The sequence below is a fragment of the Phycicoccus jejuensis genome (assembly GCF_044797865.1).
Lineage (GTDB): Bacteria > Actinomycetota > Actinomycetes > Actinomycetales > Dermatophilaceae > Phycicoccus > Phycicoccus jejuensis.
In genome coordinates, this window is the sequence record NZ_CP085209.1 from 1,830,650 (window position 1) to 1,852,693 (window position 22,044).

24 protein-coding genes are annotated in these 22,044 nt (G+C 73.7%); 15 read left to right on the top strand and 9 right to left on the bottom strand.

The window, feature by feature from the left end; genetic code table 11:
- Positions 1-172 precede the first annotated feature (172 nt).
- Entirely contained in the window at positions 173-751 is a 579-nt protein-coding gene (locus LG324_RS08615) for a hypothetical protein (RefSeq protein ID WP_036829394.1), read from the bottom strand.
- Positions 752-848: 97 nt separating this feature from the next.
- Between LG324_RS08615 and LG324_RS08620 the strand changes: the two genes are divergently transcribed.
- From LG324_RS08620 to LG324_RS08670, 11 genes are all read left to right on the top strand, one after another.
- Positions 849-1,655, top strand: a complete 807-nt coding sequence (locus LG324_RS08620) for a hypothetical protein (RefSeq protein WP_404352951.1) — start codon at positions 849-851, stop codon at positions 1,653-1,655.
- Complete coding sequence (gene cpaB, locus LG324_RS08625) at positions 1,652-2,383, top strand: Flp pilus assembly protein CpaB (protein ID WP_030527504.1); 732 nt, start codon at positions 1,652-1,654, stop codon at positions 2,381-2,383. Before LG324_RS08620 ends, cpaB begins: the two co-directional genes overlap by 4 nt.
- Positions 2,383-4,092 carry a CpaE family protein gene (locus LG324_RS08630; protein WP_404352952.1) on the top strand — a complete coding sequence of 570 codons (1,710 nt, stop codon included), beginning with the start codon at positions 2,383-2,385 and terminating at the stop codon, positions 4,090-4,092. The genes cpaB and LG324_RS08630 overlap by 1 nt, the downstream gene beginning before the upstream one ends.
- Positions 4,089-4,433, top strand: a complete 345-nt coding sequence (locus LG324_RS08635; protein ID WP_030527502.1) for a TadE/TadG family type IV pilus assembly protein — start codon at positions 4,089-4,091, stop codon at positions 4,431-4,433. The genes LG324_RS08630 and LG324_RS08635 overlap by 4 nt, the downstream gene beginning before the upstream one ends.
- The gene (locus LG324_RS08640; protein ID WP_211250980.1) at positions 4,430-5,761 is read left to right on the top strand and encodes a CpaF family protein; all 1,332 of its coding nucleotides are present in this window, start codon (positions 4,430-4,432) and stop codon (positions 5,759-5,761) included. Before LG324_RS08635 ends, LG324_RS08640 begins: the two co-directional genes overlap by 4 nt.
- Positions 5,758-6,678, top strand: coding sequence for a type II secretion system F family protein (locus LG324_RS08645; protein WP_030527500.1), 921 nt, complete (start codon positions 5,758-5,760; stop codon positions 6,676-6,678). The genes LG324_RS08640 and LG324_RS08645 overlap by 4 nt, the downstream gene beginning before the upstream one ends.
- A complete protein-coding gene (locus tag LG324_RS08650) occupies positions 6,675-7,580 on the top strand; it encodes a type II secretion system F family protein (RefSeq protein ID WP_030527499.1) in 906 nt (301 codons plus the stop codon). The genes LG324_RS08645 and LG324_RS08650 overlap by 4 nt, the downstream gene beginning before the upstream one ends.
- Complete coding sequence (locus tag LG324_RS08655) at positions 7,570-8,766, top strand: sensor histidine kinase (protein WP_030527498.1); 1,197 nt, start codon at positions 7,570-7,572, stop codon at positions 8,764-8,766. The genes LG324_RS08650 and LG324_RS08655 overlap by 11 nt, the downstream gene beginning before the upstream one ends.
- A complete protein-coding gene (locus tag LG324_RS08660; protein WP_404352953.1) occupies positions 8,766-9,401 on the top strand; it encodes a response regulator in 636 nt (211 codons plus the stop codon). Before LG324_RS08655 ends, LG324_RS08660 begins: the two co-directional genes overlap by 1 nt.
- Positions 9,402-9,533: 132 nt before the next feature.
- Positions 9,534-9,737 (top strand): hypothetical protein, encoded by a 204-nt coding sequence (locus tag LG324_RS08665; protein WP_030527496.1) that lies wholly within the window; start codon positions 9,534-9,536, stop codon positions 9,735-9,737.
- Positions 9,738-9,831: 94 nt separating this feature from the next.
- Positions 9,832-10,428, top strand: coding sequence for a pilus assembly protein TadG-related protein (locus LG324_RS08670; protein ID WP_030527495.1), 597 nt, complete (start codon positions 9,832-9,834; stop codon positions 10,426-10,428).
- Positions 10,429-10,505: 77 nt separating this feature from the next.
- Here LG324_RS08670 and LG324_RS08675 read toward each other — a convergent pair whose 3' ends face one another.
- The 4 genes from LG324_RS08675 to LG324_RS08690 form a co-directional block, all read right to left on the bottom strand.
- A complete protein-coding gene (locus tag LG324_RS08675; RefSeq protein WP_404352954.1) occupies positions 10,506-11,102 on the bottom strand; it encodes a hypothetical protein in 597 nt (198 codons plus the stop codon).
- Positions 11,103-11,110: 8 nt separating this feature from the next.
- Positions 11,111-12,175, bottom strand: a complete 1,065-nt coding sequence (locus LG324_RS08680) for an OmpA family protein (protein WP_404352955.1) — start codon at positions 12,173-12,175, stop codon at positions 11,111-11,113.
- Between the two features lie 97 nt (positions 12,176-12,272).
- Positions 12,273-12,836 (bottom strand): hypothetical protein, encoded by a 564-nt coding sequence (locus LG324_RS08685; protein ID WP_207022764.1) that lies wholly within the window; start codon positions 12,834-12,836, stop codon positions 12,273-12,275.
- Positions 12,833-13,588, bottom strand: a complete 756-nt coding sequence (locus LG324_RS08690) for a hypothetical protein (RefSeq protein WP_404352956.1) — start codon at positions 13,586-13,588, stop codon at positions 12,833-12,835. The genes LG324_RS08685 and LG324_RS08690 overlap by 4 nt, the downstream gene beginning before the upstream one ends.
- Before the next feature lie 147 nt (positions 13,589-13,735).
- Between LG324_RS08690 and LG324_RS08695 the strand changes: the two genes are divergently transcribed.
- The 4 genes from LG324_RS08695 (at position 13,736) to LG324_RS08710 (ending at position 16,638) form a co-directional block, all read left to right on the top strand.
- Positions 13,736-14,128 (top strand): hypothetical protein, encoded by a 393-nt coding sequence (locus LG324_RS08695; RefSeq protein WP_207022766.1) that lies wholly within the window; start codon positions 13,736-13,738, stop codon positions 14,126-14,128.
- Between the two features lie 106 nt (positions 14,129-14,234).
- The gene (locus LG324_RS08700; protein WP_030527489.1) at positions 14,235-15,725 is read left to right on the top strand and encodes a hypothetical protein; all 1,491 of its coding nucleotides are present in this window, start codon (positions 14,235-14,237) and stop codon (positions 15,723-15,725) included.
- Between the two features lie 29 nt (positions 15,726-15,754).
- The gene (locus LG324_RS08705) at positions 15,755-16,264 is read left to right on the top strand and encodes a hypothetical protein (protein ID WP_404352957.1); all 510 of its coding nucleotides are present in this window, start codon (positions 15,755-15,757) and stop codon (positions 16,262-16,264) included.
- Positions 16,261-16,638: a hypothetical protein gene (locus LG324_RS08710; protein WP_030527487.1), complete on the top strand. Its 378-nt coding sequence runs from the start codon at positions 16,261-16,263 to the stop codon at positions 16,636-16,638. The genes LG324_RS08705 and LG324_RS08710 overlap by 4 nt, the downstream gene beginning before the upstream one ends.
- An 839-nt stretch (positions 16,639-17,477) precedes the next feature.
- Here the strand turns inward: LG324_RS08710 and LG324_RS08715 are convergent.
- The 4 genes from LG324_RS08715 to LG324_RS08730 are packed head-to-tail and all read right to left on the bottom strand — an operon-like array spanning position 17,478 to position 22,016.
- Positions 17,478-20,123: a multicopper oxidase domain-containing protein gene (locus LG324_RS08715; RefSeq protein WP_404352958.1), complete on the bottom strand. Its 2,646-nt coding sequence runs from the start codon at positions 20,121-20,123 to the stop codon at positions 17,478-17,480.
- A complete protein-coding gene (locus tag LG324_RS08720) occupies positions 20,120-21,271 on the bottom strand; it encodes a hypothetical protein (protein WP_404352959.1) in 1,152 nt (383 codons plus the stop codon). The genes LG324_RS08715 and LG324_RS08720 overlap by 4 nt, the downstream gene beginning before the upstream one ends.
- Entirely contained in the window at positions 21,268-21,711 is a 444-nt protein-coding gene (locus tag LG324_RS08725) for a hemerythrin domain-containing protein (protein WP_404352960.1), read from the bottom strand. Before LG324_RS08725 ends, LG324_RS08720 begins: the two co-directional genes overlap by 4 nt.
- A 17-nt stretch (positions 21,712-21,728) precedes the next feature.
- Positions 21,729-22,016 carry a DUF2249 domain-containing protein gene (locus LG324_RS08730; RefSeq protein ID WP_030527482.1) on the bottom strand — a complete coding sequence of 96 codons (288 nt, stop codon included), beginning with the start codon at positions 22,014-22,016 and terminating at the stop codon, positions 21,729-21,731.
- Between the last annotated feature and the right edge of the window lie 28 nt (positions 22,017-22,044).

Consider the following 22,044-nt stretch of genomic DNA (forward strand, 5'->3'; position numbering starts at 1 on the left):
GGGCTGGCCACCGGGACCCCCGGGGCGAGAGGTGGCACGCAGGCCCACGGTGATGGGTCCGCTTTGGGCCCCAAGGCCCGGGTGCGGGACCCGGTCGCCCGATTAGCGTGGCGCGCATGGCGATCGCAGGGGGGCCGGCCCGGGTCGGCCGCGCCAGGGGCGTGGGCCGACGTCACGCGAGCCCGCGGCGCAGCCCCCTGGCCCTGGGGTCGAGGAGCGCGGCGAGGCCGAGCAGGGCGACCCCCGCGACGACGACCGAGAGCGGGTACCTCGAGGGTCCCGCGTTCGTCGGCAGCGCCCACACGACGGCGTCCTGCATCCGCGGCCCGCTGCACATGATGCGGTCGGTCCCGGTGGTCGGCCCGACCTGCACGCTCGGCTCGAGCGAGGTCTGCGCCACCACGCGGGTCCCGAGGACGTCGGTGTCGGACGCGACGCGCAGCGTCCGCGTGCCCTCGGTCGTGAAGAGCGAGCACCCCAGGTCCGCCGGGCCGGGGACGCTGCCGTCGCGCAGCGGCGCCACGAACAGCGTGGTGCCCGCGTCGAACCACGGCGTGCGGCCGGCCAGGGCCGTCTCGCCGGCCAGGAGCTGCCGCGGCTCCGGCCGGTCCATCGACCAGGCGATGACGCCGACGACCACCGCGCCGAGCCCCAGCAGGGCGCACACGGTGCCCAGGAACAGCGCGACGGTGTGGGATCGGCGGCTGTCGGTCCGGCGGCGTCGGGCCGGTCGCTTCGTCGTGTTCAGCATGGTCTCTTCCGAGGTCGGTGCGGGACGGTTCTGGCTAAACTCCAGCACGAGGACAGGGCCGCGGTCCACGCCGGGGCGAAATTGGGGGAGCTCTCGTATGTCGTTGTCCGTGTGTGTCGTCGACCCTTCGCGTCGTTCGACGGCCGTCGAGGAGTGGGGTTTCGGCTCCGAGGTCGCCCTCGTCACCGGGCGGCTCGGCGGGCCGGAGGTGGCGGCCCGGCTGCGCGAGGACCTCGGCGGCGACGCCCGGCTCGTCGTGCTGCACCGCCCCGCCGACCTCGACGCCGCCGCTCTCGTGACCAACGTCGTCTCGGGGGCCCTGCCGCATCTCGCGGTCGCCCGGCTGGCCGTGCGGTCGAGCCTCCTCGGCGCCGCGGTCATCGGGCTCGAGGCGGCGCACATCGAGAACCAGGACGACGGCACGCGGCTCGCCCGCCTCGCCGGGACGCTCGGCGGCACGACGAGCGGGGCGTGGCTCTCGCGGGTCACGCGGCTGTCCGTGCCGAGCCCGAGCTTCGGCCAGCACCTGCGGTCCCTGCTGCCCGGTGGCCCGCGCTTCCTCGTGCTCCTCGGCCCCGACGCCGGGGTCGTCCGCGCCGCGGCCGAGGGCTACGCCGGGCCGCCCACCCGCCAGCTCGTCATCGCCGCGCCGCCGGAGTCGACGGCGTCCCAGCGGCTGCGGGCCTGGTACGGGTCCGACGACGTCATCCACGTCCCGCCGGTCGTCGCCGACGCCCGGGCGCTCTACGGCAACGCCGGGGCCGAGTTCATCGTCGTCGCCGACTCGCTCGCCGAGGCGGGGCCCTCTCGCGGTGCCTGCCCGGTCTGCGACGACGTCCTCCACGGGGACGTCTGCCCCTTCTGCCACGTCCATCCCCGGCTCGTCGAGGAGACCTCCGCATGAACCCCCGTCAACGACGAGGGCTGCTCTTCGTCCTCGTCTCGTTCGTCGTCGCGGTCGGCACCTTCCTCGCGGTGTCCGCGTACGTGGCGAACGTCAACTCGCAGGTGGGCTCGCGCGTCACGGTGTACCAGGCGCGGCAGGCGGTGGAGGCCTACACGCCGCTCGGCCCGGACAACATCGAGGCGGTCGAGGTCCCGGAGCGGTGGGTCTCGCAGTCGTCGGTCCTCTCGCTCGACGAGCTCCAGGGACGGCGGGTCGGCTTCCGGCTCAACCCGGGCACCACGGTCAGCTCCGACATGCTCATCCCGAGCAGCTCGCTCTCGTCGACCGAGCGCGAGGTCGCCATCAACGTCGACTCCGTGACCGGCGTCGCCGGCCGCGTCCGCCCCGGCGACCGCGTCGACATCTACGCCGTCTTCGCCGACGTCCCCGGGCTCGCCAAGTCCGTCCGGATCCTCGTCCGTGACGTCCGCATCGTGTCGATCGCCGGTGAGCAGACGGTCACCCAGCAGAGCGCCGCGGGCGGCACCTCCGAGCAGAAGGTGCTGCCGGTGACGCTGGCCCTCGAGCCCGACCAGGCCCTCTCGGTCTCCTACGCGGCGGCCTTCGCCGCGGAGGTCCGTCTCGTCGCCCTCCCGAACGACGTCGGCACCAACCGGCAGGGTGAACCGAACGAGTACGACGCGTCCGAACTCGGTGGCAAGGCCGTGCTCGAGGAGGCCAAGTGATGAAGATCCTCATCGGCATGTCGAACGGGACCATCGAGTCCGACCTCCGCTCGCTCCTCGAGGAGCTCGACGAGGCCCAGGTCATCGGCGTGGCCCAGTCCAGCAGCATGGTCCTCGACCTCGCCTCGCGGCTCGACCCCGACATCGTCGTCCTCCACGAGCAGCTCGGGCCGGACCCGGTGCTCCAGACCATCCGCGACCTCGGCGCGCGCCACCCGAGCGTCGCCGTGCTCGAGGTCTCGGCCGAGCGCACCTCGGCCACGGTCATCCGCGCGATGGAGGCCGGGGCGCGGGGGGTCATCGCGCACCCCTTCGCCTTCGACGACCTCTCGGCCAAGGTGACCTCGGCCAACGACTGGTCGCGCCAGATGAAGCGCATCCTCGCCGGCGCCATCGCCCAGGCCAGCTCGGCGCGGGGCAAGGTCCTCGCGGTCGTCGGCGCGAAGGGCGGCGTCGGCACGACGACGCTCGCGACGCACCTCGCGCTCGACCACCTGACGGCCAACCCGAACCGCCGGGTCTGCGTCGTCGACCTCGACCTCGAGAAGGGCGACGTCAGCGCGGTCCTCGACGTGCGCCAGGCGGTCTCCATCGCCGATCTCGCCAAGGTCCACCAGGACCTCTCCGGCAGCACCGTCAACGACGCGGTCGTCCAGCACGAGTGCGGGCTCAACCTCCTGCTCGGCCCGGCGGACGTGCGGCTGACCGAGCTCATCACCGCCGAGGCGCTCCGCCCGATCTTCGCGCTGCTGCGACGCGAGTTCGACCTCGTCCTCGTCGACGGCGGCGGGTCGGTGTCACCCGCGCAGGCGTCCGTCGTCGAGCTCGCCGACGAGACGGTCGTCGTGACGACGGCCGACGTCCTCGCGGTCCGCGCCATGCGCAAGCGCATCCTCGCGTGGGAGGCGCTCGGTGTCACGGACGAGAGCTCCCTGCGGATCATCGTCAACAAGGTCGACCGGACGAGCATCTTCCCGGCGAGCGCGGTGGCGCAGCTGACCTCGGCGCAGGTGCTCGACGCGGTGGTGCCGCTGTCGACGCGCGCGCTCGAGCCCGCGATGAACGAGCGCGACCCGCGGGCGGTGACCGAGGTCGCCTGGTGGCGTCTCATGACCCAGCTGCGCCGTGAGCTCGACCTCGAGGACGCCCGACCGGTCGAGAAGGGACCCCGGAAGGGGCGGCCACGCCGCACCGCCGAGCCCGGGACGACCGACGCCGCGGAGGTGCCGGCACGCGGCCGCCGTCGTGGGCGCGGGCGCGGCCGGCCCGCACCGACCGACGTGGTCGACGCGAGGGTGGACGACGACGCCCCGGTCACGGAGGACCTCGCCCCCGAGGTCGCCGAGGTCGCCGAGGTCGGTGGCCGGCGGCGCCGGGAAGGCGGGCAGGTGGCCCTCGAGAACGTGGTGCTCCTGCCCCTCATCCTCTTCATCGCCCTCGCCGCGTGGCAGGTGGTGACGATCGGGCTGACGTTCGTCATGTCGGGGAACGCCTCCCGCGTCGCCGCCCGCGAGTACTCGGTCACCGGCAGCCAGGCCAGTGCCCAGGCCGCCGCCCGCGACCGGTCGCCGTGGGCCTTCGACGACCTCACCGTCTCCGTCGACGGCGACCGGGTGACCGTGAGGATGCAGATCCCCGCCTCCGGCCCCGCCAACCTGCACTTCCCCCAGGAGCTCACGTCGACCCGGTCCGTGGTGAGCGAGCGATGAGCCGCCGGCGCGAGCGCGGCACCGCCTCGCTGGAGTTCGTGGCGCTCGCCCCGTTCGTCCTGCTCGTCGGGTTCATGGTCTGGCAGCTGGCCGTGGGGGCCTGGGCCGCGACCTCGGCCAACGAGGCGGCGCGCGCCGCGGCCCGGGCCGCGAGCCTCGGCCAGGACCCCGGCAGCGCGGCTGCCCGGGCGCTGCCCGACGGGCTGCGGCGGCACACGCTCGTCGGCGGCCGCTCCGGCGACGGCTTCCGCTACACGGTGCGGGTCGAGGTGCCCACGTTCTCGGCGATCGGGCTCGACCCGGTGAGCCGGACGGTCGAGATGCCGGCGGAGCGGCCGTGAGCAGGTCCTACCGCTCCTTCATCGGGGACTCCGCCACCCTCGGCCGGCTCGGCACCGAGGACGACTCGCTCATCACCACCTTCCGCCGCCTCCTGCTGGAGGAGGTCGACCTGCACGAGCTGAGCAAGCTCGAGCCGAGCCAGCGCCGCGCGCGCCTCGAACGCGTCATCGCCCACCTCGTCTCACGTGAAGGGGTCATCCTCTCGACGAGCGAGCGCAACCTGCTCGTCCGCCGGGTCGTCGACGAGGCCGTCGGCCTCGGTGTCCTCGAACCGATCCTCGCCGACCCCACGGTCAGCGAGATCATGATCAACGGCCACGAGACGATCTACGTCGAGCGCAGCGGCCGCCTCGAGCTGTGGCCGGCCGGGTTCACGAGCGAGGAGCAGCTGCTCCAGACGATCGACCGCATCGTCTCGACGGTCAACCGCCGGGTCGACGAGTCCAGCCCGATGGCCGACGCCCGCCTGCCCGCCGACACCCGCATGCCGCGCGGCGCGCGCGTCAACGTCGTCCTGCCGCCGCTCGCCCTCAACGGGCCCACGGTCACCATCCGCCTCTTCCCGACGGCGATCTCGCTGCCCCGGCTCATCGAGTGGGGCTCCCTCAACGCCGAGCTCGCCGCCCTCCTTCAGGCCTGCGTCGAGGCACGCCTCAACGTCGTGGTCTCGGGGGGCACGGGCTCGGGCAAGACGACGCTGCTCAACGCGCTCTCGAGCTTCATCTCCCCGAAGGAGCGGATCGTCACGATCGAGGACGCCGCCGAGCTGAGCCTGGACCAGCCGCACACGATCCGGCTCGAGACCCGGCCGCCCAACGTCGAGGGCCGCGGTCAGGTGACCATCCGCGACCTCGTCCGCAACTCGCTGCGCATGCGGCCCGACCGCATCATCGTCGGGGAGTGCCGCGGCGGCGAGGCGCTCGACATGCTCCAGGCGATGAACACCGGCCACGAGGGATCGCTGACGACCGTCCACGCCAACACCCCCGGTGACGCGCTCGCCCGCCTCGAGACGCTGGCGTCGATGAGCGACGTGGAGGTCCCCTTCCACGCGATCCGCGACCAGGTCAACTCCGCCATCGACGTCATCGTCCAGCTCAACCGGCACTCCGACGGGGCGCGCCGGGTCGTCGAGACCTGCTTCCTCGCCTCGCGTCGGCAGGAGGAGTTCGACCTCGTCCCGCTCGTCACCTGGGACCCGATGCACGTCGACGACGTCGCCCGCACCCGCGGTCGCTTCGTCACCCACCCGGTGCCCGACGCGCTGCGCCGCCGGCTCGCCGAGGCCGGGGTCGCGCTCCCCGCGTTCATGGAGGGTGCGTCATGATCCTCGCGATCCTCGGCGGGGCCGTGCTCGCCGCGCTCCTCGCCCTGCTCGGGGCCCGGGAGTTCACCCGGGCGGCGCGCGACCGGCACGTCGCCATCAGCGGCGCCGAGAGCGGCCTCGACGACGACGCGCCCAGCCTGCTCGACGTCTTCGACGCACGCTTCCGTCGCACGCGGCCCGGGCGGTGGCTCGTGCGCGAGCTCGACGTCGCCGGCATCAACCGACGCCCGTCGGTCGTGTTCGTCGCCGGCCTGGCCGTCGGTGCCGTCGGCTCGATCGCCCTCTGGACGCTGCTCGCCCCGCTCCTCGGGGTCGTCGGCAGCCTGCTCGGCGTCCTCGCCGTGCGGGCGTACCTGCGCCGCGCGAAGGAGCGCCGCCGGGAGGCGTTCGTCGCCCAGCTGCCCGAGCTCGCCCGGGTGCTCGCCAACGCGAGCTACGCCGGGCTCTCGCTCCCGACCGCCATCGCCATCGCCGGCGACGAGCTCGCCGAGCCGGCCCGCACCGAGCTCTCGCGGGTCGCCACCCGGCTGCGCTTCGGGGCCCCGCTGCAGCGCGCGCTCGAGGAGCTGCGCGACCGGGTCGGCTCGCGCGAGACCTCGGTGCTCATCTCGACCCTCGTCGTCGCCTCCCGCAGCGGTGGCTCGCTCGTCACCGCCCTGCGCGACATCGCCGAGACCCTCGACCAGCGCAAGGAGACCCGGCGCGAGGTCCGGACGGTGCTCGCGCAGCCGGTCGTGACGTCGTACTTCGTCATCGTCCTGGGCGTCGTCATGCTCCTCATGCTCAACGCGATGCAGCCCGGCACGGTCGACAAGATGACCCGTCAGCCACTGGGCCAGGTCGCCCTCCTCCTCGCGTTCGCCATCTTCGGGTCCGGCTTCTACGCCATCCGGAAGATGACGCGGTTCGACGTATGAGCTGGCTCGTCGGCGCGGTCCCGGGTGTCGTCGCCGCGGTCGCCGCCTACCTCTTCCTCCGGGGCTACCGGATGCTGCGCACCGACCCGGCGAGCGACCTCGCGGTCGAGGACATCGCCATCCTCCAGGGCGCGACCCAGAAGCGGGCCCGCTCGCAGGGGCCGGTGTCGGCGGTGGCCTACCGCCTCGCCCCGCGGGTCCGCCGGCTCCTGCCGTCGTCGGCCGTCGCGCTCGTGCGCCGCCAGGTCGACCAGGCCGGGCGCCCGGAGGGCATCGACGTCGACTCCGTCATCGCCCGCGGTGTCCTCTGGATGCTCATCGTCTCCCCGGCGGTCGTCATCTTCGTGCTGCAGGGACGCCTCCTGCCCGTCCTCATGGCGCTCGCGGCGATCGTCGTCATGCCGCTCGCGCGCCTGTCGGCGATGGGACGCAGACGGCGCGAGCGCATCGACCGCGACCTGCCGGACTTCCTCGACGTCCTCGCCGTCACCGTCAGCGCCGGCATCGGCTTCCGCCAGGCCCTCGGCGTCGTGTCCGAACGGTTCGGAGGGCCCCTGTCCGAGGAGGTCATGACGACGCTGCACCAGATCACCAACGGCGCGAGCGTGCGCTCGGCCTTCCGGGCCATGCGGGACCGCAACACCTCGGAGTCGATCGAGGAGTTCACGACCGCCTACCTCCAGGCCGAGGAGCTCGGCGCGCCGCTCGTCGACACGCTCAACCAGATCGCCACCGACATGCGCCGCGCCTCGGCGCAGCGCTCCCGGCAGAAGGCCGCCGCCATCGCGCCCCGGGTCACCCTGCTGACGACCGTCGTCATGGTCCCCGGCGCGATGATCCTCCTCATCGTCGGCCTGTACATCGGCTCCGACCTCGACCTCGGGTCCTTCGGTGGTCTCTGAGGGCGCGCTGCCGCCGACGCGGCTGCAGCTGCGGGTCGCCCAGGTGGCCCTCCTCGTGCGCCTCGCGCTGCTGTTCCTCCTCGAGCTCGCGTGGGTCGCGCGCGGCGACGGCCTGGGGGCCCTCGGCGTCGTCGCGGCCGCGGGCGTGTCCTACCTCGCGCTCAGCTCGCCGCGGGTCCGGGTGCTGCTGATGCGGCACCCGTTGCTCGTCCTGCTCGACGTCGTCCTCGTCGCCGTCGTCGTGGCGCTCGTCGGGGTCGACACCCCCTTCGTCCTCGCGCTCGCGACCTCTGCGCTGCTCGTCGGTCTCTGGCTGCCCGTGGCGCCGGGACTGCTCGTCGTGCTCTTCACGGTGGCCATCGACCTGGTGCTGCTCACGGGCCGGCCGATCGACGACGCTGGTCTCGTCGCCTACGTGGTCGTCGTGCCGGCGGTGTTCGTCACGCTCTGGCTGCTCGGCCTGGCCATCCGGCGCTCCGGGCACGCCGAGGCCCGGGCGCAGGCCTCGCTGCGTGACGCGATGTCGGCGGCGGCCACCTCGCAGGAGCGCGGCCGGATCGCCCGCGAGATGCACGACACCATCGCCAAGTCGCTCCAGGCGATGGCCCTCACCGCGTCGAGCATCCCGCACCACCTGCACCGCGACACCGACGTCGCGGTGGCCCGGGCCCGCGAGCTCGAGCAGGACTGCACCCTCGTCATCGCCCAGGTGCGCGAGCTCATGGGTGAGCTGCGGACCCCGGTCGCCGAGCTGTCGTTCAGCGACACCGTGGCCCAGGTCGTCGACGAGTGGCGGTCCTCGACGGGCCGGCGCTGCGTCACCCGGCTGGCCCCGGTCGACGTCACGGACGGGCACGTGCGCTACGAGCTGCTCATGGGGTTGCGGGAGGCCCTCGACAACGTGCGGCAGCACGCCGGCCGGTGCACCGTCCGGGTGGTCCTCGAGGCCGCGGGTGCCGACCGGCTCATGCTCGTCGTCAGCGACGACGGTGCCGGCAGCGAGCCGGCGTTCGTCGCCGCCTCTCCCGCGCGCGGGCACTTCGGGGTCGTCGGCATGGCGGAACGGATGGCGGGGGTCGGCGGGAGCTTCCGCCACGAGACCCGACCGGGGCAGGGGACGACGGTGACCTTCGAGGTCAACCGCCGAGGCCTCGTCGAGAAGGACCAACGAGAGGTGGTGGCCTGATGGCCTGGACGGTGTGCATCGTCGACGACAGCGCGGTGATGCGGCGGGGGATCCGCTCGCTCGTCGAGACCGACGACCAGCTCGAGATCGTCGCCGAGGCGGGGGACGGCGTCGAGGCCCTGGCCCGGGTCCGCGAGACACGACCCGACGTCGTCCTGCTCGACGTGCGGATGCCGCTGCGCGACGGGGTCTCGGTCGTGCGCGAGATCTCCGAGGTCTCGCACGTGCTCATGCTCACCTTCTCCGACGAGAGCGACGTCGTCCTCGCCGCCCTGGACGAGGGCGCCGTGGGCTACCTCGTGCACGGGACCTTCGACGCCGACCGCCTGGGAGCGATGGTGCGGGCCGCCGCGGAGGGGACGGGCAGCCTGTCGGGGCCCGCGCTGGCGGCCCTGCGCGGTGGCCGGGCGCCGGTCGCGGGACCGACCGGGCGGGCCCGGTTCGACCTCTCCGAACGGCAGGCGGAGGTCATGGACCTCGTCGCCGCCGGCAAGACCAACGGGGCGATCGCCCGCGAGCTGTTCCTCTCCGAGAAGACGGTGAAGAACCACATCAACCAGATCTTCCCGCGGCTGGCCGTGACCACCCGGGCCGAGGCGATCGTGGCCTGGCTGGGGACCCGGCCCGGGCCCTGACCGGGACGGATTGGGCCCGGTGCTGGGCCTGCGGACCCTGTGCCCGTCCCTCGTCCGTCCGTAGCGTTCAGGGTGTCAAGAACGAGGACCGCAGGCCCTCGGACACCGGGGATCAGGACCAAGGAGAACGCCATGACCCACCAGCTCGCCGCTCGCTACACCACCCTCGCCGCCACCCTCAAGGACCGCCGCGAGGCCGGCCAGAACTCGCTGGAGTACCTGGGCATGGCCCTCGTCGCCGGTGTCGTCATCGCCGCCATCTACGGCGTCGTGACCGGTGCCGACGTGGGCACCAAGATCAAGAGCGCCTGGGACAACATCACCGGCGCCAAGTGATGTGAGCGGGTCGCCGGGGCGGGGTCTCAGGACCCGCCCCGGCGATCCGCGCGTCCGGGTCGACACCACCCGCACCGTTCGAGGGGAGGCCGGCATGGTGCAGGAGCGCCGCCGTCGTCGTGAGGAGGGCCAGGCCGTCACGGCCGTGGCCATCGTCGTCGTGCTCGTCCTCGTCGCGGCCGCCCTCGGCATCGTGTTCCGGACCGGCAAGGTGAGCAGTGAGGTCAGCAAGATCCAGTCGGGCGCCGACGCGGCCGCCCTCGCCGGCGCCCAGCAGGTGCGCGAGGACGCCTACGACAACATCGTGCGCTCGCTCCAGTCGCGCGTCCCGCGCGGCTTCTGGAGCTGTGGCGACGGCCAGGGGCGCGCGCAGTCCTTCGCGTCCCGGAACTCGACCGACGTCACCACGTACTGCTACTACCCGCTCGCCGACCGCGTCGAGGTCAGCGTGCGGAGCGACTTCGTCACCGAGACCGGCCGGCGCGAGAGCGCCGACGCCGTCGCGCAGACAGGTCGCCGGCTCGGGCCGTGCATCGTCGTCGCGGTGCCCGGCTCGACCACCGGCTACGAGACGACCGCCGACTGCGGCGACGTCACGGTCCGGGTGTACGTCGACACCACCGGGAACGTCACCCTGCTGACCACGGTCGCCGAGGTCAAGAAGATGTTCCGGGTCACGCTGCGCGAGTAGGGGACGCGCGGCCTGCGTCACGGCCCCGGCCTCCTCACGGAGGCCGGGGCCGCTGTCGTGCGCCGGGAGCCGCCGGCTCAGCCGGTCGTGGCCGCGTCGGTGACGGGGACCGTGACGTCGTCGAACCAGGGGCTGGTCAGGGTGACCTCGGTGGTGCCGGCGGGCAGCGGCGGGTAGAGGGCGGAGACCGGGGGGCTCTCGACGCCCTGGGAGAGGCGCAGGGCGGGGTCGGAGAGGGCGGACCAGCCGTCGTTCTGCTTGTCGAAGGTGACCACGGAGTACTTCTTGCCGCCGGTCACCATCACGGGGTACTTCTCCCAGAAGCGGATGTTGGCGTCGCGGGCGCTGCTGGAGCCGTCACCGCCGGTGACGCGCCACACGAGCAGGGTCGAGGAGTCGGAGCGGGTGAGCCGGTAGAAGCCGAAGGTCGCGCCCTCGAAGGAGGAGGAGGCCTTGGCCTTGGTGGTGGCGATCTCGGCCAGGGGGGCGGCGCCGTCGACGACGGCCGCGGAGCGGTCCTGCGGGGTCGGGGAGGCGCTGGCGCTCGGGCCGCCGGATGCCGTGCCGGTGCCCGAGGGGCTGGGGTCGGTGGGTGCCGGGTCGTCGGTGCACCCGCCGAGGACGGCGGCGACCAGCGTGGCGCCGGCGAGTGCGGCGAGGGGGCGGCGGGTCATCGAATTCCTCACTGGGGCAGGGTGATCGTCACGCGACGGTTGAGGGCGCGCCCCTCGGCGCTGCCGTTGTCGGCGATGGGCTCGCTCTCGCCCTTGCCGACGGGGGTGATCCTGATGCCCTCGGGGATGCGGGGGGCGAGGGCCTTCGCGACGGCGGCCGCGCGCCGCTTGGACAGGTCGAGGTTGTAGGCCTCGCCGGCGTTGCCGTCGGTGTGGCCGGTGACGGTGATCGTGCCGGTGCTGCCGGCGGCGGTGATCTGCTTCGCGGCCTCGGCGATGATGCCGGTCGCGGCCTTGGTCAGCGTCGCCTTGTCGGTGGCGAACAGGACCGAGGCGTCGAGCTCGAGCTCCTCCCGCCCGTCGCGCTTGGCCTGGGTGACCTTCTTCTTGACGTCCTGCACCTGGCTGCGCAGGTCGAAGACCGCGCCCTCGGGGTCGACGGCCTCGGCCACCCGCGAGGTGTCGACCGTCGGCCAGCCGGTCCCGACCGCGGGGGCGGGCTCGGCGACCGTGGGTTCGAGCGCGCCGTCCTCGACGGGCACGCCCTGCACGAGGGAGGAGCCGACGAGCACGTCGACGGTGGTGACGTCCTGCGGGACCGGCGCGAGGAGGACCCAGCCCACGGTCGCGCGGCCGAGCTGGTCGCGCGGGGCCTCGAGCTCGAGGTTGTTGGTGGAGATGCACCGGCCGACCTCGTCGGTCTTCAGGGCGCTGTAGGCCAGGCCCCCGGAGACGTCGATGGCCGCGGCGGTGCACTGCAGCCCGCTGGACCCGTTCTGGTTGAGCGCGTAGTAGTTCCCGTTGCCGTAGGAGCTGAAGAACGCCGCGTCGGCGCCGCTGCGGTCCTCGCTGCGCAGGCCGAGCGAGTAGTAGAGCACGGTCGCCCCCTCGACCCGGCGCACGCCGTGGACCGAGAGGACGGCCAGGCGCTGGTCGGTGACGTTGCCGATCCACGCCTGACCCAGCACCGGGACGTCGGGCACGCTCGGCAACGGCGGCGCGGTGGCGGCCACGGCCGGCACCGCGCACGCCAGCGCGGCGGCCGTGGCGAGCACGGTGGCAAGGGTCTTCATCGCGGCGGTTCCCCCTCGATGGCGAATGGATCCGTCGCCACCCTACTGACCCGGGCCGAGAACGGAAGGCCCAGCCTCCGGACCGGACGGGTCCCGGCTACCCGTGGGTGACCGGCACGGTGACGTCGCGGAACCAGGGGGAGGTGAGCGTCACCGACGCGGTGTCCGCGGGCAGCGGCGGGTACAGCGCGCCCTGGGGGTTCGGCTCGGCGCGCATCGCCCGCATGTCGACGCAGGCGCACTCCACCTGCCCCGTCGTGGCCTCGTAGGTCAGCACCGAGTACGCCCTGGACTTCGTGGAGAGCACCGGGAAGTTGCGCCACGCCGTCACGTCGAAGTCCGATCCGGCCGAGAGCGTCCGGGGGTGCGTGGCTGACCACACGACGAGCGTCGAGCGCTCGGTGCTGCGGACCTCCAGGATGGCGAAGGTCGCCCCGGAGTAGGAGGAGTCGTCGCGCGCCGGGGTCGTCGCGAGGGGGCGGTCCTCCTCGACGTCGAGGAAGTCGGCGGTCGGGCCGACGTCGGTGGGGGTGGGGCTCTTGGCGAGCGTCAGGCTGGGCTCGGGCGCCGGGGTCCCCTCGTCGGCGGTGCACCCGCCGAGGGCGAGGGCTGCCGCGAGGGCGGTGACGGCTGCGCGCAGCAGGGTGGGGCGGCGGCTCACGGGGCGGGGCTCGCCGTCGGGGAGGGAGACGCGCCGGGGCTGGCGGTCGGCTCCGGGGGCGGGCTCGCGACGGGGCGGCGGGCCACGTGCACCTGGAGGGTCTTGATCGTGGCGTCCGCGCGCGCCCCGCCGGTGGCCACGGTGTCGACGCGGGGCCATCCCGTCCCCACCACCGGTGCCGGGTCCTCGACGGTCGGCTCCAGGAGCCCGTCGCCGACGGGGATGCCCGGGACGAAGGCGCTGCCGACGAGGACGTCGACCGTCCTGACCTTCGCCGGGACCGGGGCGAGCGCGACCCACTGCATGACGGCCCGGCCGGAGAGGCGGACGCGGTCGGTCCCCGCGACCGGGGGCGGTGCGGCGACCGCGCGGCCGGCCGCGGTGCGCAGTGCGCCGTACGAGCGCTTCCCGGGCACGTCGACGAGGGCGGCGGTGTCCATGAACGTCGCGCCGGAGGAGGCCTGCAGCGTGCCGAAGGTGTCGAGGCCGGAGCCGTACGCGGTGACCGGCAGGACCTCCGGGTCCGGCGCCTCGCCGGCGAACCCCACGGAGTAGTAGAGGATCGTGGCTCCCTCGGTCCGGCGCACGGCGTGCACCGTGACGACCATCGAGGGTGGCCGCTCCTCGCCCTGACCGAGCCCGCTGACGAGCACCTGCCCGAGGACGGGCACCCCGGTGCCGACCGGGACGTCGCGCGGGACGGCGGACGCGGGGACGGAGAGCGCGAGGGCCACGCAGGCGGCAGTCGCCACGCATGCGGCCAGCGCCCCCGTCCGTCCTCCTCCCACGCGCCCGAGACTACCTCGCGCCGACGGCGCCGGGGCGGCGTCGACGTCCTCGACGAGGGCGCGTGACAGGATCGGCCCGCAGGAACAGCGGACGGGGAGAGGGGTGCCGACGTGCGGACGACGAGATGGGCCGGCCTGTGCCTGCTCGGCGGTCTGGGGGCGGGGCTCCTCGGGGTGCTCGGGTTGGCGGTGGGTGCGTCGACGACGAGCGTGGTGGCGTCGGTCGTCGGTCGGAGCGTGCTGACGCTCGTCGGGCTGGCCGTCGTCGCCCTCGTCGTCGGCCGACGCGGCCCGTGGTGGTCGGCGGTCGTCCCCGTCGCGCTGCTGACCGGTGCGGTCGTCCTCGACCCCCTCACGTGGACCGCCACGGCCGCTGCGGGCGGCCCTCTGTTCGGCGTGTGGCTGACCGGATCGACCTCTCTCGGAACGGTCCTGGACGTCGTGGTCTGGTTCGTCGTCGTGTGCGGCGCGGTGCTGCTCGGGCTCCGGGGACGCGAGGACTGAGGCCCTCGGGCCCGGGCCCGGGCAGGCCCCCGGACCCTGTGGCGCAACGGTGCCGGCCTCATAGCGTGGCGTCCGACACGAGTGCAGCTTCGGGGAGGGCCGTCGGATGGACCAGCGAGACGCGGGGGGCGCGGTGCGGCGTCGCGGCGAACGCGGAGCCACCGCGGCCGAGTACGTCGGCATCGTCCTGCTCGTGGGTGTCGTCATCGCCGCGCTGGCGCTCACGGTCAACTCCTCCGCGGTCAACCCCGAGATCCGCCGCGCCTGGTGCCTCATCACCGGGGCGGGGGGCGGTGGCTGCGACGGTGGCTCGACGGAGGCGGGCCCGGAGGACACGCCGACCGACGAGGACTTCGAGCCGGACAAGTGCCGCATCCACGAGACCGGTGACAAGTACAGCTCGGTCATCAAGATCGGCTTCATCAAGATCGGCGAGAACGCCGGCTTCGTCGTCACCGAGTACAGCGACGGCACCGTGACGATGATGGCGACCAACGGCTCGGAGATCGGGGCCACCGGCGGCTTCGGGGCCGACGCCGCCTGGGGGCAGCTCGAGGCCGGCGCCAAGATCGACTTCGGGGGCGGCCTGAAGTTCGACTACGGCAGCACGTGGAACTTCGAGTCCAAGGCGCAGGCCGACAGCTTCCGCAAGCAGCTCGACGACTACCTGTTCGACCAGTGGTCGATGACCCATCCGGTGTGCGGCATGGGCGTCTGCGTGCCGCGCCCGGTCAAGGGCGTCAAGCCGCCGCCCGTGCCGTCGACCACCTTCGGTGGCATCGCCGTCACCGGCGAGGTCAACGCCCAGCTGGGCATCTCCGCGACGACGGGGACGGCGCCGCTGACCGAGGCGAAGATGACCGAGCAGAACGTCTCCGGGGCCCTGAGCGCCGACTCCAAGTGGACCGTGACCAACGACAACAAGGGCACGCCCGACGACGCCCGGGACGACACCCGTACCTACGTCACCGCGATGACGCTCAACCCCAAGCTGACGGCGCAGATCGGGCTGGCCACCGGCGGCTACGGCTCGATGGTCGGCATGTCCCTCGCCATCACGAAGAACGCCGACGGCAAGATCACCCAGGTGAAGATCGTCTCCACGAGCGAGGTCACCGACAGCAGCGGCGGCAAGGGCGGCGGCACGGTGAGCAACGGCTCCGGAGACGACAAGACCAGCGGGGGCGGCAGCATCAGCGGAGGGACGACCGACGGTGACGTGGTCGTCACCGAGAACGTGCTCGCCCTCGACCCCTCCGACGCCGCGACGCAGCAGGTCGTCACGGACTGGCTCGGTGGCTCGGGCAACTACGAGTGGCCCGGTCTCGTCTCGCTGGGCGCCGTCGACCCGTCGGTGGCCGACCCGTCCGACCCGTTCGCGATGCTCATGCACACCGACGCCACGAGCAGCACCGTCGCCTACGACAAGGTGACCGACGTCCAGGGCTTCGCGCTCAACGTCAAGTTCGGGCTCGCCTTCGGGGCCGACTTCTCGATGGAGAGCTCGGAGACCACGGCCACCGAGGCCGCCTACCTCGGGGCGCCCCGCCCCGACGGCACACGCCCGGTGGTCCCGTACGAGGCGTGCGTAGAGTGACGACGCGACGAGGGAGGACATCCATGCTGATGCGACGCACGATCCTGCTCGCCGTCCTGGGGGCCGGAGCGCTCGGGGTCGCGGGCTGCGGTGGGCCGGACGCCGGCTGGGCCTCGGCCGAGGTCGGCCACCTGACGCTCGAACACCCCTCGGACTGGCGCGAGGAGCCGCCGACGGGGGACCTGTTCACCAAGCGCTGGGTGGGTGACTCGATGGAGATCCAGGTCTCCGGCGCCTTCAGCGAGGACCCGACGGCCTCGGCGGCGCTCAGCCGGCTCGACCTCCCGGCGACCGTGGGCCTGACGGGCTACGAGGGCGGTGCCGTCCAGAACGCGACGGTCGAGGGCGCGGACAGCGCCGTGCGCAGCGACTTCACCTTCACCCAGGACGGCGCGACCCGCCACGGCGTCTGGGTCGTCGCCGGGCAGTACCCGTACCCGAGCACCGCGGCGGTGACCATCACGGGCGAGACGCTCGACCCGCAGGTCGTGCAGCACGTCGTGGACACGCTGAAGTTCACGAAGACCCAGGGGCAGTGACGGCCGTGCGTGCGCGCTCCGTCCTCGCGGCGCTGCTGCTGGCCACGGTCGGGGTCGTCGTGCTGCAGCGGTTCCTCGTCGTGTTCCCGTTCGTGGCGACTGTCGTCGCCTCGGTGCTCGGCGCGGGGCTGCTGGTGGCGCTCGAGAGGCGGCGCGAGGCCGACGTCATCGTCGCTGCCGTCGGCGTCGGTCTCGCCACCACCCTCGCGTCGATGGTCGGCCTCGCAGCAGCCGGGACCCACGTCCTCGCGACCCAGTACCTGGCCGGCTGGGTGGTCGTCGCGATGCTGTCCGCCGGGCTGGGCGCCGGCACGGTGTGGCTGGGCGGCCACGTCGTCGAGCGCGGTTCCGACAGCCCGAGCAGGCTGCGCTAGGCCGGCTGGGCGAGCCCAGCCTGACCAGCGTACCGGGCCGCCGAAACCCGCGTCCTCAGTGGAGATCAGTCGACCTCCGTCGAAGTCAGTGGGGGCTGCCCCCTTTCTGCCCCCTGCCCCCTCCTGCCCCCCGGCTTCGACGGCGTGTGACGGGTGCGCGCACCTTGGGCGAGCGTCATCTTCGCCGCCAGTTCGCGGACCTCACAGCTGCCTCCGGCGCTCGGGCCGAGTCGCCGGTAGCCCGTCCCCCGGACGGGCTAGTCGTGTCAGGTGACGCGGCGCCGAAGGGTGTCGGTGGGTCGGAGAGGCCCCCGCGTAGATGGCGGGGGAATCCCTCCCTCGCACCGCGGCCGTCCCGTTGGAGGACACCCGTGTCACAAACCATCCAGCCGCTGCCCTCGGCAGCCAGTACCACCCCACGTCCCCCGCAGCTCCACGCAGCCGCCCTGGTCAGCCTCTGGTGCGACCTGGCACTCAAGGTCGCCGAGAGCAACGCGCACCACCTCCCGGACGCCCAGTCACTCGTCGAGCAGCAGCTGCTCGTGGAGGACGAGATCGCCCGGTCGCACCCGGAGTACGACGAACGCATGACCGAGCTCCTCGTGTGGGCTCATCGACCGCAGCAGCTCGGTGGAGGGGGAGAACCGTCCGCTGGGTCGGGCGCTGCGACCTGGCCCGAGCGTGCTGAATCCAGTGTCCGGGACGGGGTCGTGGGTGCCTAGGACGCAGATCACCAGATTTCCTGGTCGGGCGATCTTGAGCAGCTGGTCGGTCCCGCTCGTCACTCTTGCTCGTGATCTTCGGCGCGTGGGTCGCGTGGTGGAGCTCGGTCGGCCTGCTCACGGAGTGATGGCGATGGCCCCTCTCGCGCCGCGCTCGGCGTCGGACATCTGGTGGGTCACGAAGGGGTACACCCCGGGCCGGCCCGCGGTGATCTCGACGAACCCACCTTGGGCGACGGCGAGGGCCAGCGTCTGCGCGCCGCCGCGCGTGCTTCCGCCGGCGCCTCGCCCATGCCGGAGCAGGTAGGAGCCTTCGCTCCACACGGTGTCGAACTGGGTGCCGACGACGTGGAAGGAGCTGCCGCGGTTCGGTCCGGCGGCCAGGACCCAGAGGCGGACCCGCTGGCCCTGCCGGGCCGTGAGCGGGCGGGCGAGGTACTGGTCGGCCATGCCGTTGAAGGTGACGAGGTCGGGGGTGTCAGCGCTGGCCGAGGCGGCGTCGACACCGGCGGGCACGGTCCGTCCGTCACCGTCGAGGTGCGCTTCGGACTGCACGAGGAGGTAGCTGTGGTCGACGGCCGGCAGGTCTGGCGGCTCGATGAGGACGGCCCCGAACATTCCGGCGGCGATGTGGGCGGTCATCGGCATCGTCGAGCAGTGGTACATCCACAGCCCGGCTCGGTCGGCGGTGAAGCGGTAGGTCAGCCGGCCGCCCGGTGGGATGGTGCGCATCACCCGGGCGGGAAGGGCCTCGCCGGCGTGGAAGTCGATCGAGTGGCCCATCGTGGCCTCGTTGACGAGAGTGACGACGAAGGTGTCTCCGACCCGGCCGTGCAGGGTGGGGCCGGGGACGCCGCCGTCGAACGTCCACCGTCGTTGGCGGACACCGGGCGCCACGTCGAGCACGCTCTCGCGGACGTGGAGCGTGACCCGATGCTCCCTGCTCGGCTCGAGCGGCGGCACGGTGGCGTTCACCGCTCGGAACCCCGGGTCCACGTCGTGCGTCAGGTCCACCTGAGTCTGTGGCCCGGGCAGGGCGAGCTCGCTCGCGGCCGACGTGGAAGACGGGGGAGCGCCCGTGACCCGGATGTGCAGCATCATCCCCATCTGGCGGTGGCCGACGATGCTGCACCAGCCGTCCGTGTCCGCCCCGAGGATGCCCACGTCGAGGGTCTCGGAACGGCCCGGCATGACGCGCGAGGTCCCGCTGCCGTCCTCGAAGACTAGGTCGTGCGGGGAGCCCGGGTCCACGTTGACGAGGTCGACGACGAGGCGGTCGCCGGCAGGGACCGTGACCGCGGAGGGCGAGTAGGCCATGTCGTGCGCCTCCACCCGGACCCGGGTGGTGTGCCCGGTGGCCTGGACCGCGACCGCCGGCCCCGGCTTCGAACCCGTGGACGGAGGACCGGCCGCCACACCGAGGGAGACGGCGAGGGCCACGAGCGCCATCCCGGCCACCACCTGCCCGCCCGTCCCCGTCGCGGCCACAGCAGGAAGTCCGGGAGCGACGGGCAGGGTAGGCGGTCCGTCCGCGACGCGCTCCAGGAGGGCCCGGCGTGCCGCGACCGCGGCGCGGACGGCGGAGATCAGCAGGGGGACGAAGACTGCGAGGGAGGCGAGGACGAGCACCGCGACCGACACCCGGACCGCCGCCGGCACGGGCAGGAGGCAGACGAGCAACCCGACGTTGACGACGACGACGCGCGCCACCCAGGCGCGGTCGAACCGCCGGGACGCGGCGCGGGCCACCGACGGGCCCCCGCCGAGGACGACGGGGATGAGGTGTGCCAGGGCGCCGGTGAGCAGCTGCCCGGCGAACCCGACCGCCACGACGGCGGCGACGACGTCGTAGCCGTCGGCGACGGCCGACCACGACGGGCGGGTCGCGAGACGCACACCCACGAGGACGACCGCCACCAGGCCCCAGGCAGCGGCCGCGAGCACCGACACGGTGGCGACCGTCCGGGGAGGTGCCTGCCTGGTCGGGGCCAGCAGGGCTCTACCCCACCAGCACAGGCCCGCGACGTACACCGCGAGCCCGAGGAGGGCGACACCGCGATGCCCGGCGAGCGCCGCCGCCGCGAGCAGGCTGACTGCTCCCGCCAGGACGGGAAGGGCCTGGCGGGCCAGGCGCTCGGCCCGGTCGTCCATCCGCGTGCGCAGCATCGTCGGCCACAGGGTGACCAGCGTCCCCGTGACGGTCAGGCCGAGCCAGCCGAGCACCATGATCATCGAGTGGGCGACGAGGACCCGCCCGTGCTGCTCGTCGTCGAGACCGTGCGCGAGCCACGCCCCCAGGGCCGCGCCGACGGGAAGGCACGACGCGGCGACGAGGTAGTACCGCACGGTGATCCGGAAGCGGCCGGGCAGGGCGTGGCGCAACCGCCGCCGCAGGGCCAGCCCGTGCAGCGCGACCGAGAGCGAGACCAGCGCCGCCCCCGTGACGGCGAGGGGCCACCACCCGGCGGGCACCCCGACAAGGACCAGCGCCGTCCCGGCGAGGAGGGCGACGATGCGCCGGTTCTGGCGGCGCCGGTCATCGAGCGAGTCGGGGGTCTTGAGCAGGGCCTGGGTGAAGTGCGTGCTCCACACCATCGCCGAGTGCGTCACGGCGCCGAGCAGGACCAGGTGCACCACGAGCCACGACGCGGCGGGAACCAACGGGTGCGCCAGCGCCACGAGCGCGGCGAGGGTGAGCCAGACCAGGCCGGGACGGTCGCGCAGGGGGAAGCGGGCGCGGCGGGGGGTGGGCTGGGCGCTCACGGGACGGGGGTCCTCTCGGGCCGGATGGAGTGCGGTGGACGGGTTGGGTGGTCGTGTTCGGCGGCTGGGGCCGCCTCGCGACGGCTGGGGAGTGCGTGGGCGGCGACCAGCGCGCTCGCCGCCGCCGTCAGGGGGAGGGCCAGCAGAGCGGCGGCCGTGCCGAGCGCGCCCGCGACGCGGGCAGGGGAGCTCCCGAGGAGGTCGCCGGCGACCCGGAGGGCGAGGGCCGCGTGGAGGGTCAGCAGGGGCAGCCAGAAGAGCGGCCGGTAGGGCACGGCGCGGCGCAGCACAGCGGGGAGGATGAGCGGCGCGTGCGCCATGACCATGCTCGTCGCGAAGCCGAGGAAGACCGCGTGCACGAGGGCGTCGTGGGGGCCGGCTGAGCTCGTGGGGCCGACCGCGACCCAGAGCAGGCCCGCGGCACCCAGCCAGGCGTACCCGGCGAGCATCGCGGCGGCGGCGAAGCGGGGTAGCCCCCGCGACCGGACCGTGCGGACGGCGACGTCGCGCGGGGCCAGCCAGACCGCGAGCAGGAGGAGGACGACGCCGGTCGCCCGCAGGCCGAGGTCGGGCCACAGCAGCGTCGCGCTCGTGCACGCGCTGGTCGCCGCCGCCCCGAGGACCAGGGTTCGAGGTGCGCTGCGGGGCAGGTGGACCGCGGCTAGCTCGACGCGCTCGGCGGCGATGGTCAGGACGACGAAGCCGGCCAGCAGCGGCACGACCGCGGCCGTGCCCAGCCGGGGCCAGAGCAGTGCGGCCATCACGGCGTGGACTGCTGCCAGGGTCTCGACGGCCACCGTGTCGTCGCGGCGACGTGACCACAGGGCGACGAGCACCGCGACGAGCACGACCGTCCCGTCGAAGAGCAGGACCTGACCCCAGGGGCGGGGGAGGGGGAGCGCGAGGGTGACCCCGCCGGCGCCGAGCAGGACGGGCGCCGCGAGCGCCCACGACCGCCGGAGGGCGACGGCCCGCTCGAGGGCGACGAGTGTGCCGAGGAAGCCCAGCACCATGAGTGGCCCGTGCGCGTCGATCATGCCCCGGCCGGCCGGTGTCGGGAGGCCGAGCCGAGCGAGCCCGGCAGAGACGCCGGCCAGCAGGCCGACACCGGCGGGCAGCAGGAGCCAGGTGCGGCGGGAGCTCGTCATGCGGGGGGTCCGGCCGCCGGGGTGAGGAGGACGACCTGGTCCCACTCGGGTCCGGCGAAGCGCACCGCCGCGGCCGGGAACAGGCCGTTCTCCTCACGGTCGATGTGGCGTCGCAGCGCGAGCTCGAAGGCCGGCATCCGGGCCACGTCCCCGGCGGCGATGGCGGCCAGGGCGTCCTCGAGCGCCTGGTGCTCATCGCAGAGGGTGGCGATGTGGTCGCGGAACTCCGGGTCCTCGCCGAGGAGCGCGAACAGGCCCGCCTCCTCGGCGGCGGTGTGGTGGCGGAGGAGGGCGGTGAGTCGGCGGGCCGCCGTGGTCACGTCGAGGGGCCCTCCGCTGCAGGCGCGGCGCAGGTCACCGCAGGCGTCGATGACGGCCTCGTGCTCGGCCATGAAGCGGCCGATGACGGTGATGCTCTCGCACCCGCAGTACGAGCACACGACCCTCCTCCGCCCGGTCAGGCGCGGGTGACCCGCAGCCGCCAGGCCTCGGGTCCCTCGTCGAGGTAGGTGACGGTGATGGGGCCCTCGCGGTCGGCGAGCTGGGCCAGGAGCGGCTTGGGGTCGTGGGGGGCGACGAGGACGAGCGAGCCGCCGTGGGGGATCGCCGACATGGCGCCGAAGACGGTGGCGTGCCGGATGGCGTGCGGGATGGGGCGGACGTCGAGCTCGGGGACGCCGTGGTCGGCGTCGCCGCAGCCGCACGCGTGCTGGACGGGGGTCACGGGGAGGTCGGTGCGGGACATGGGGACTGCTCCTGAGGGTCGTGGTGGT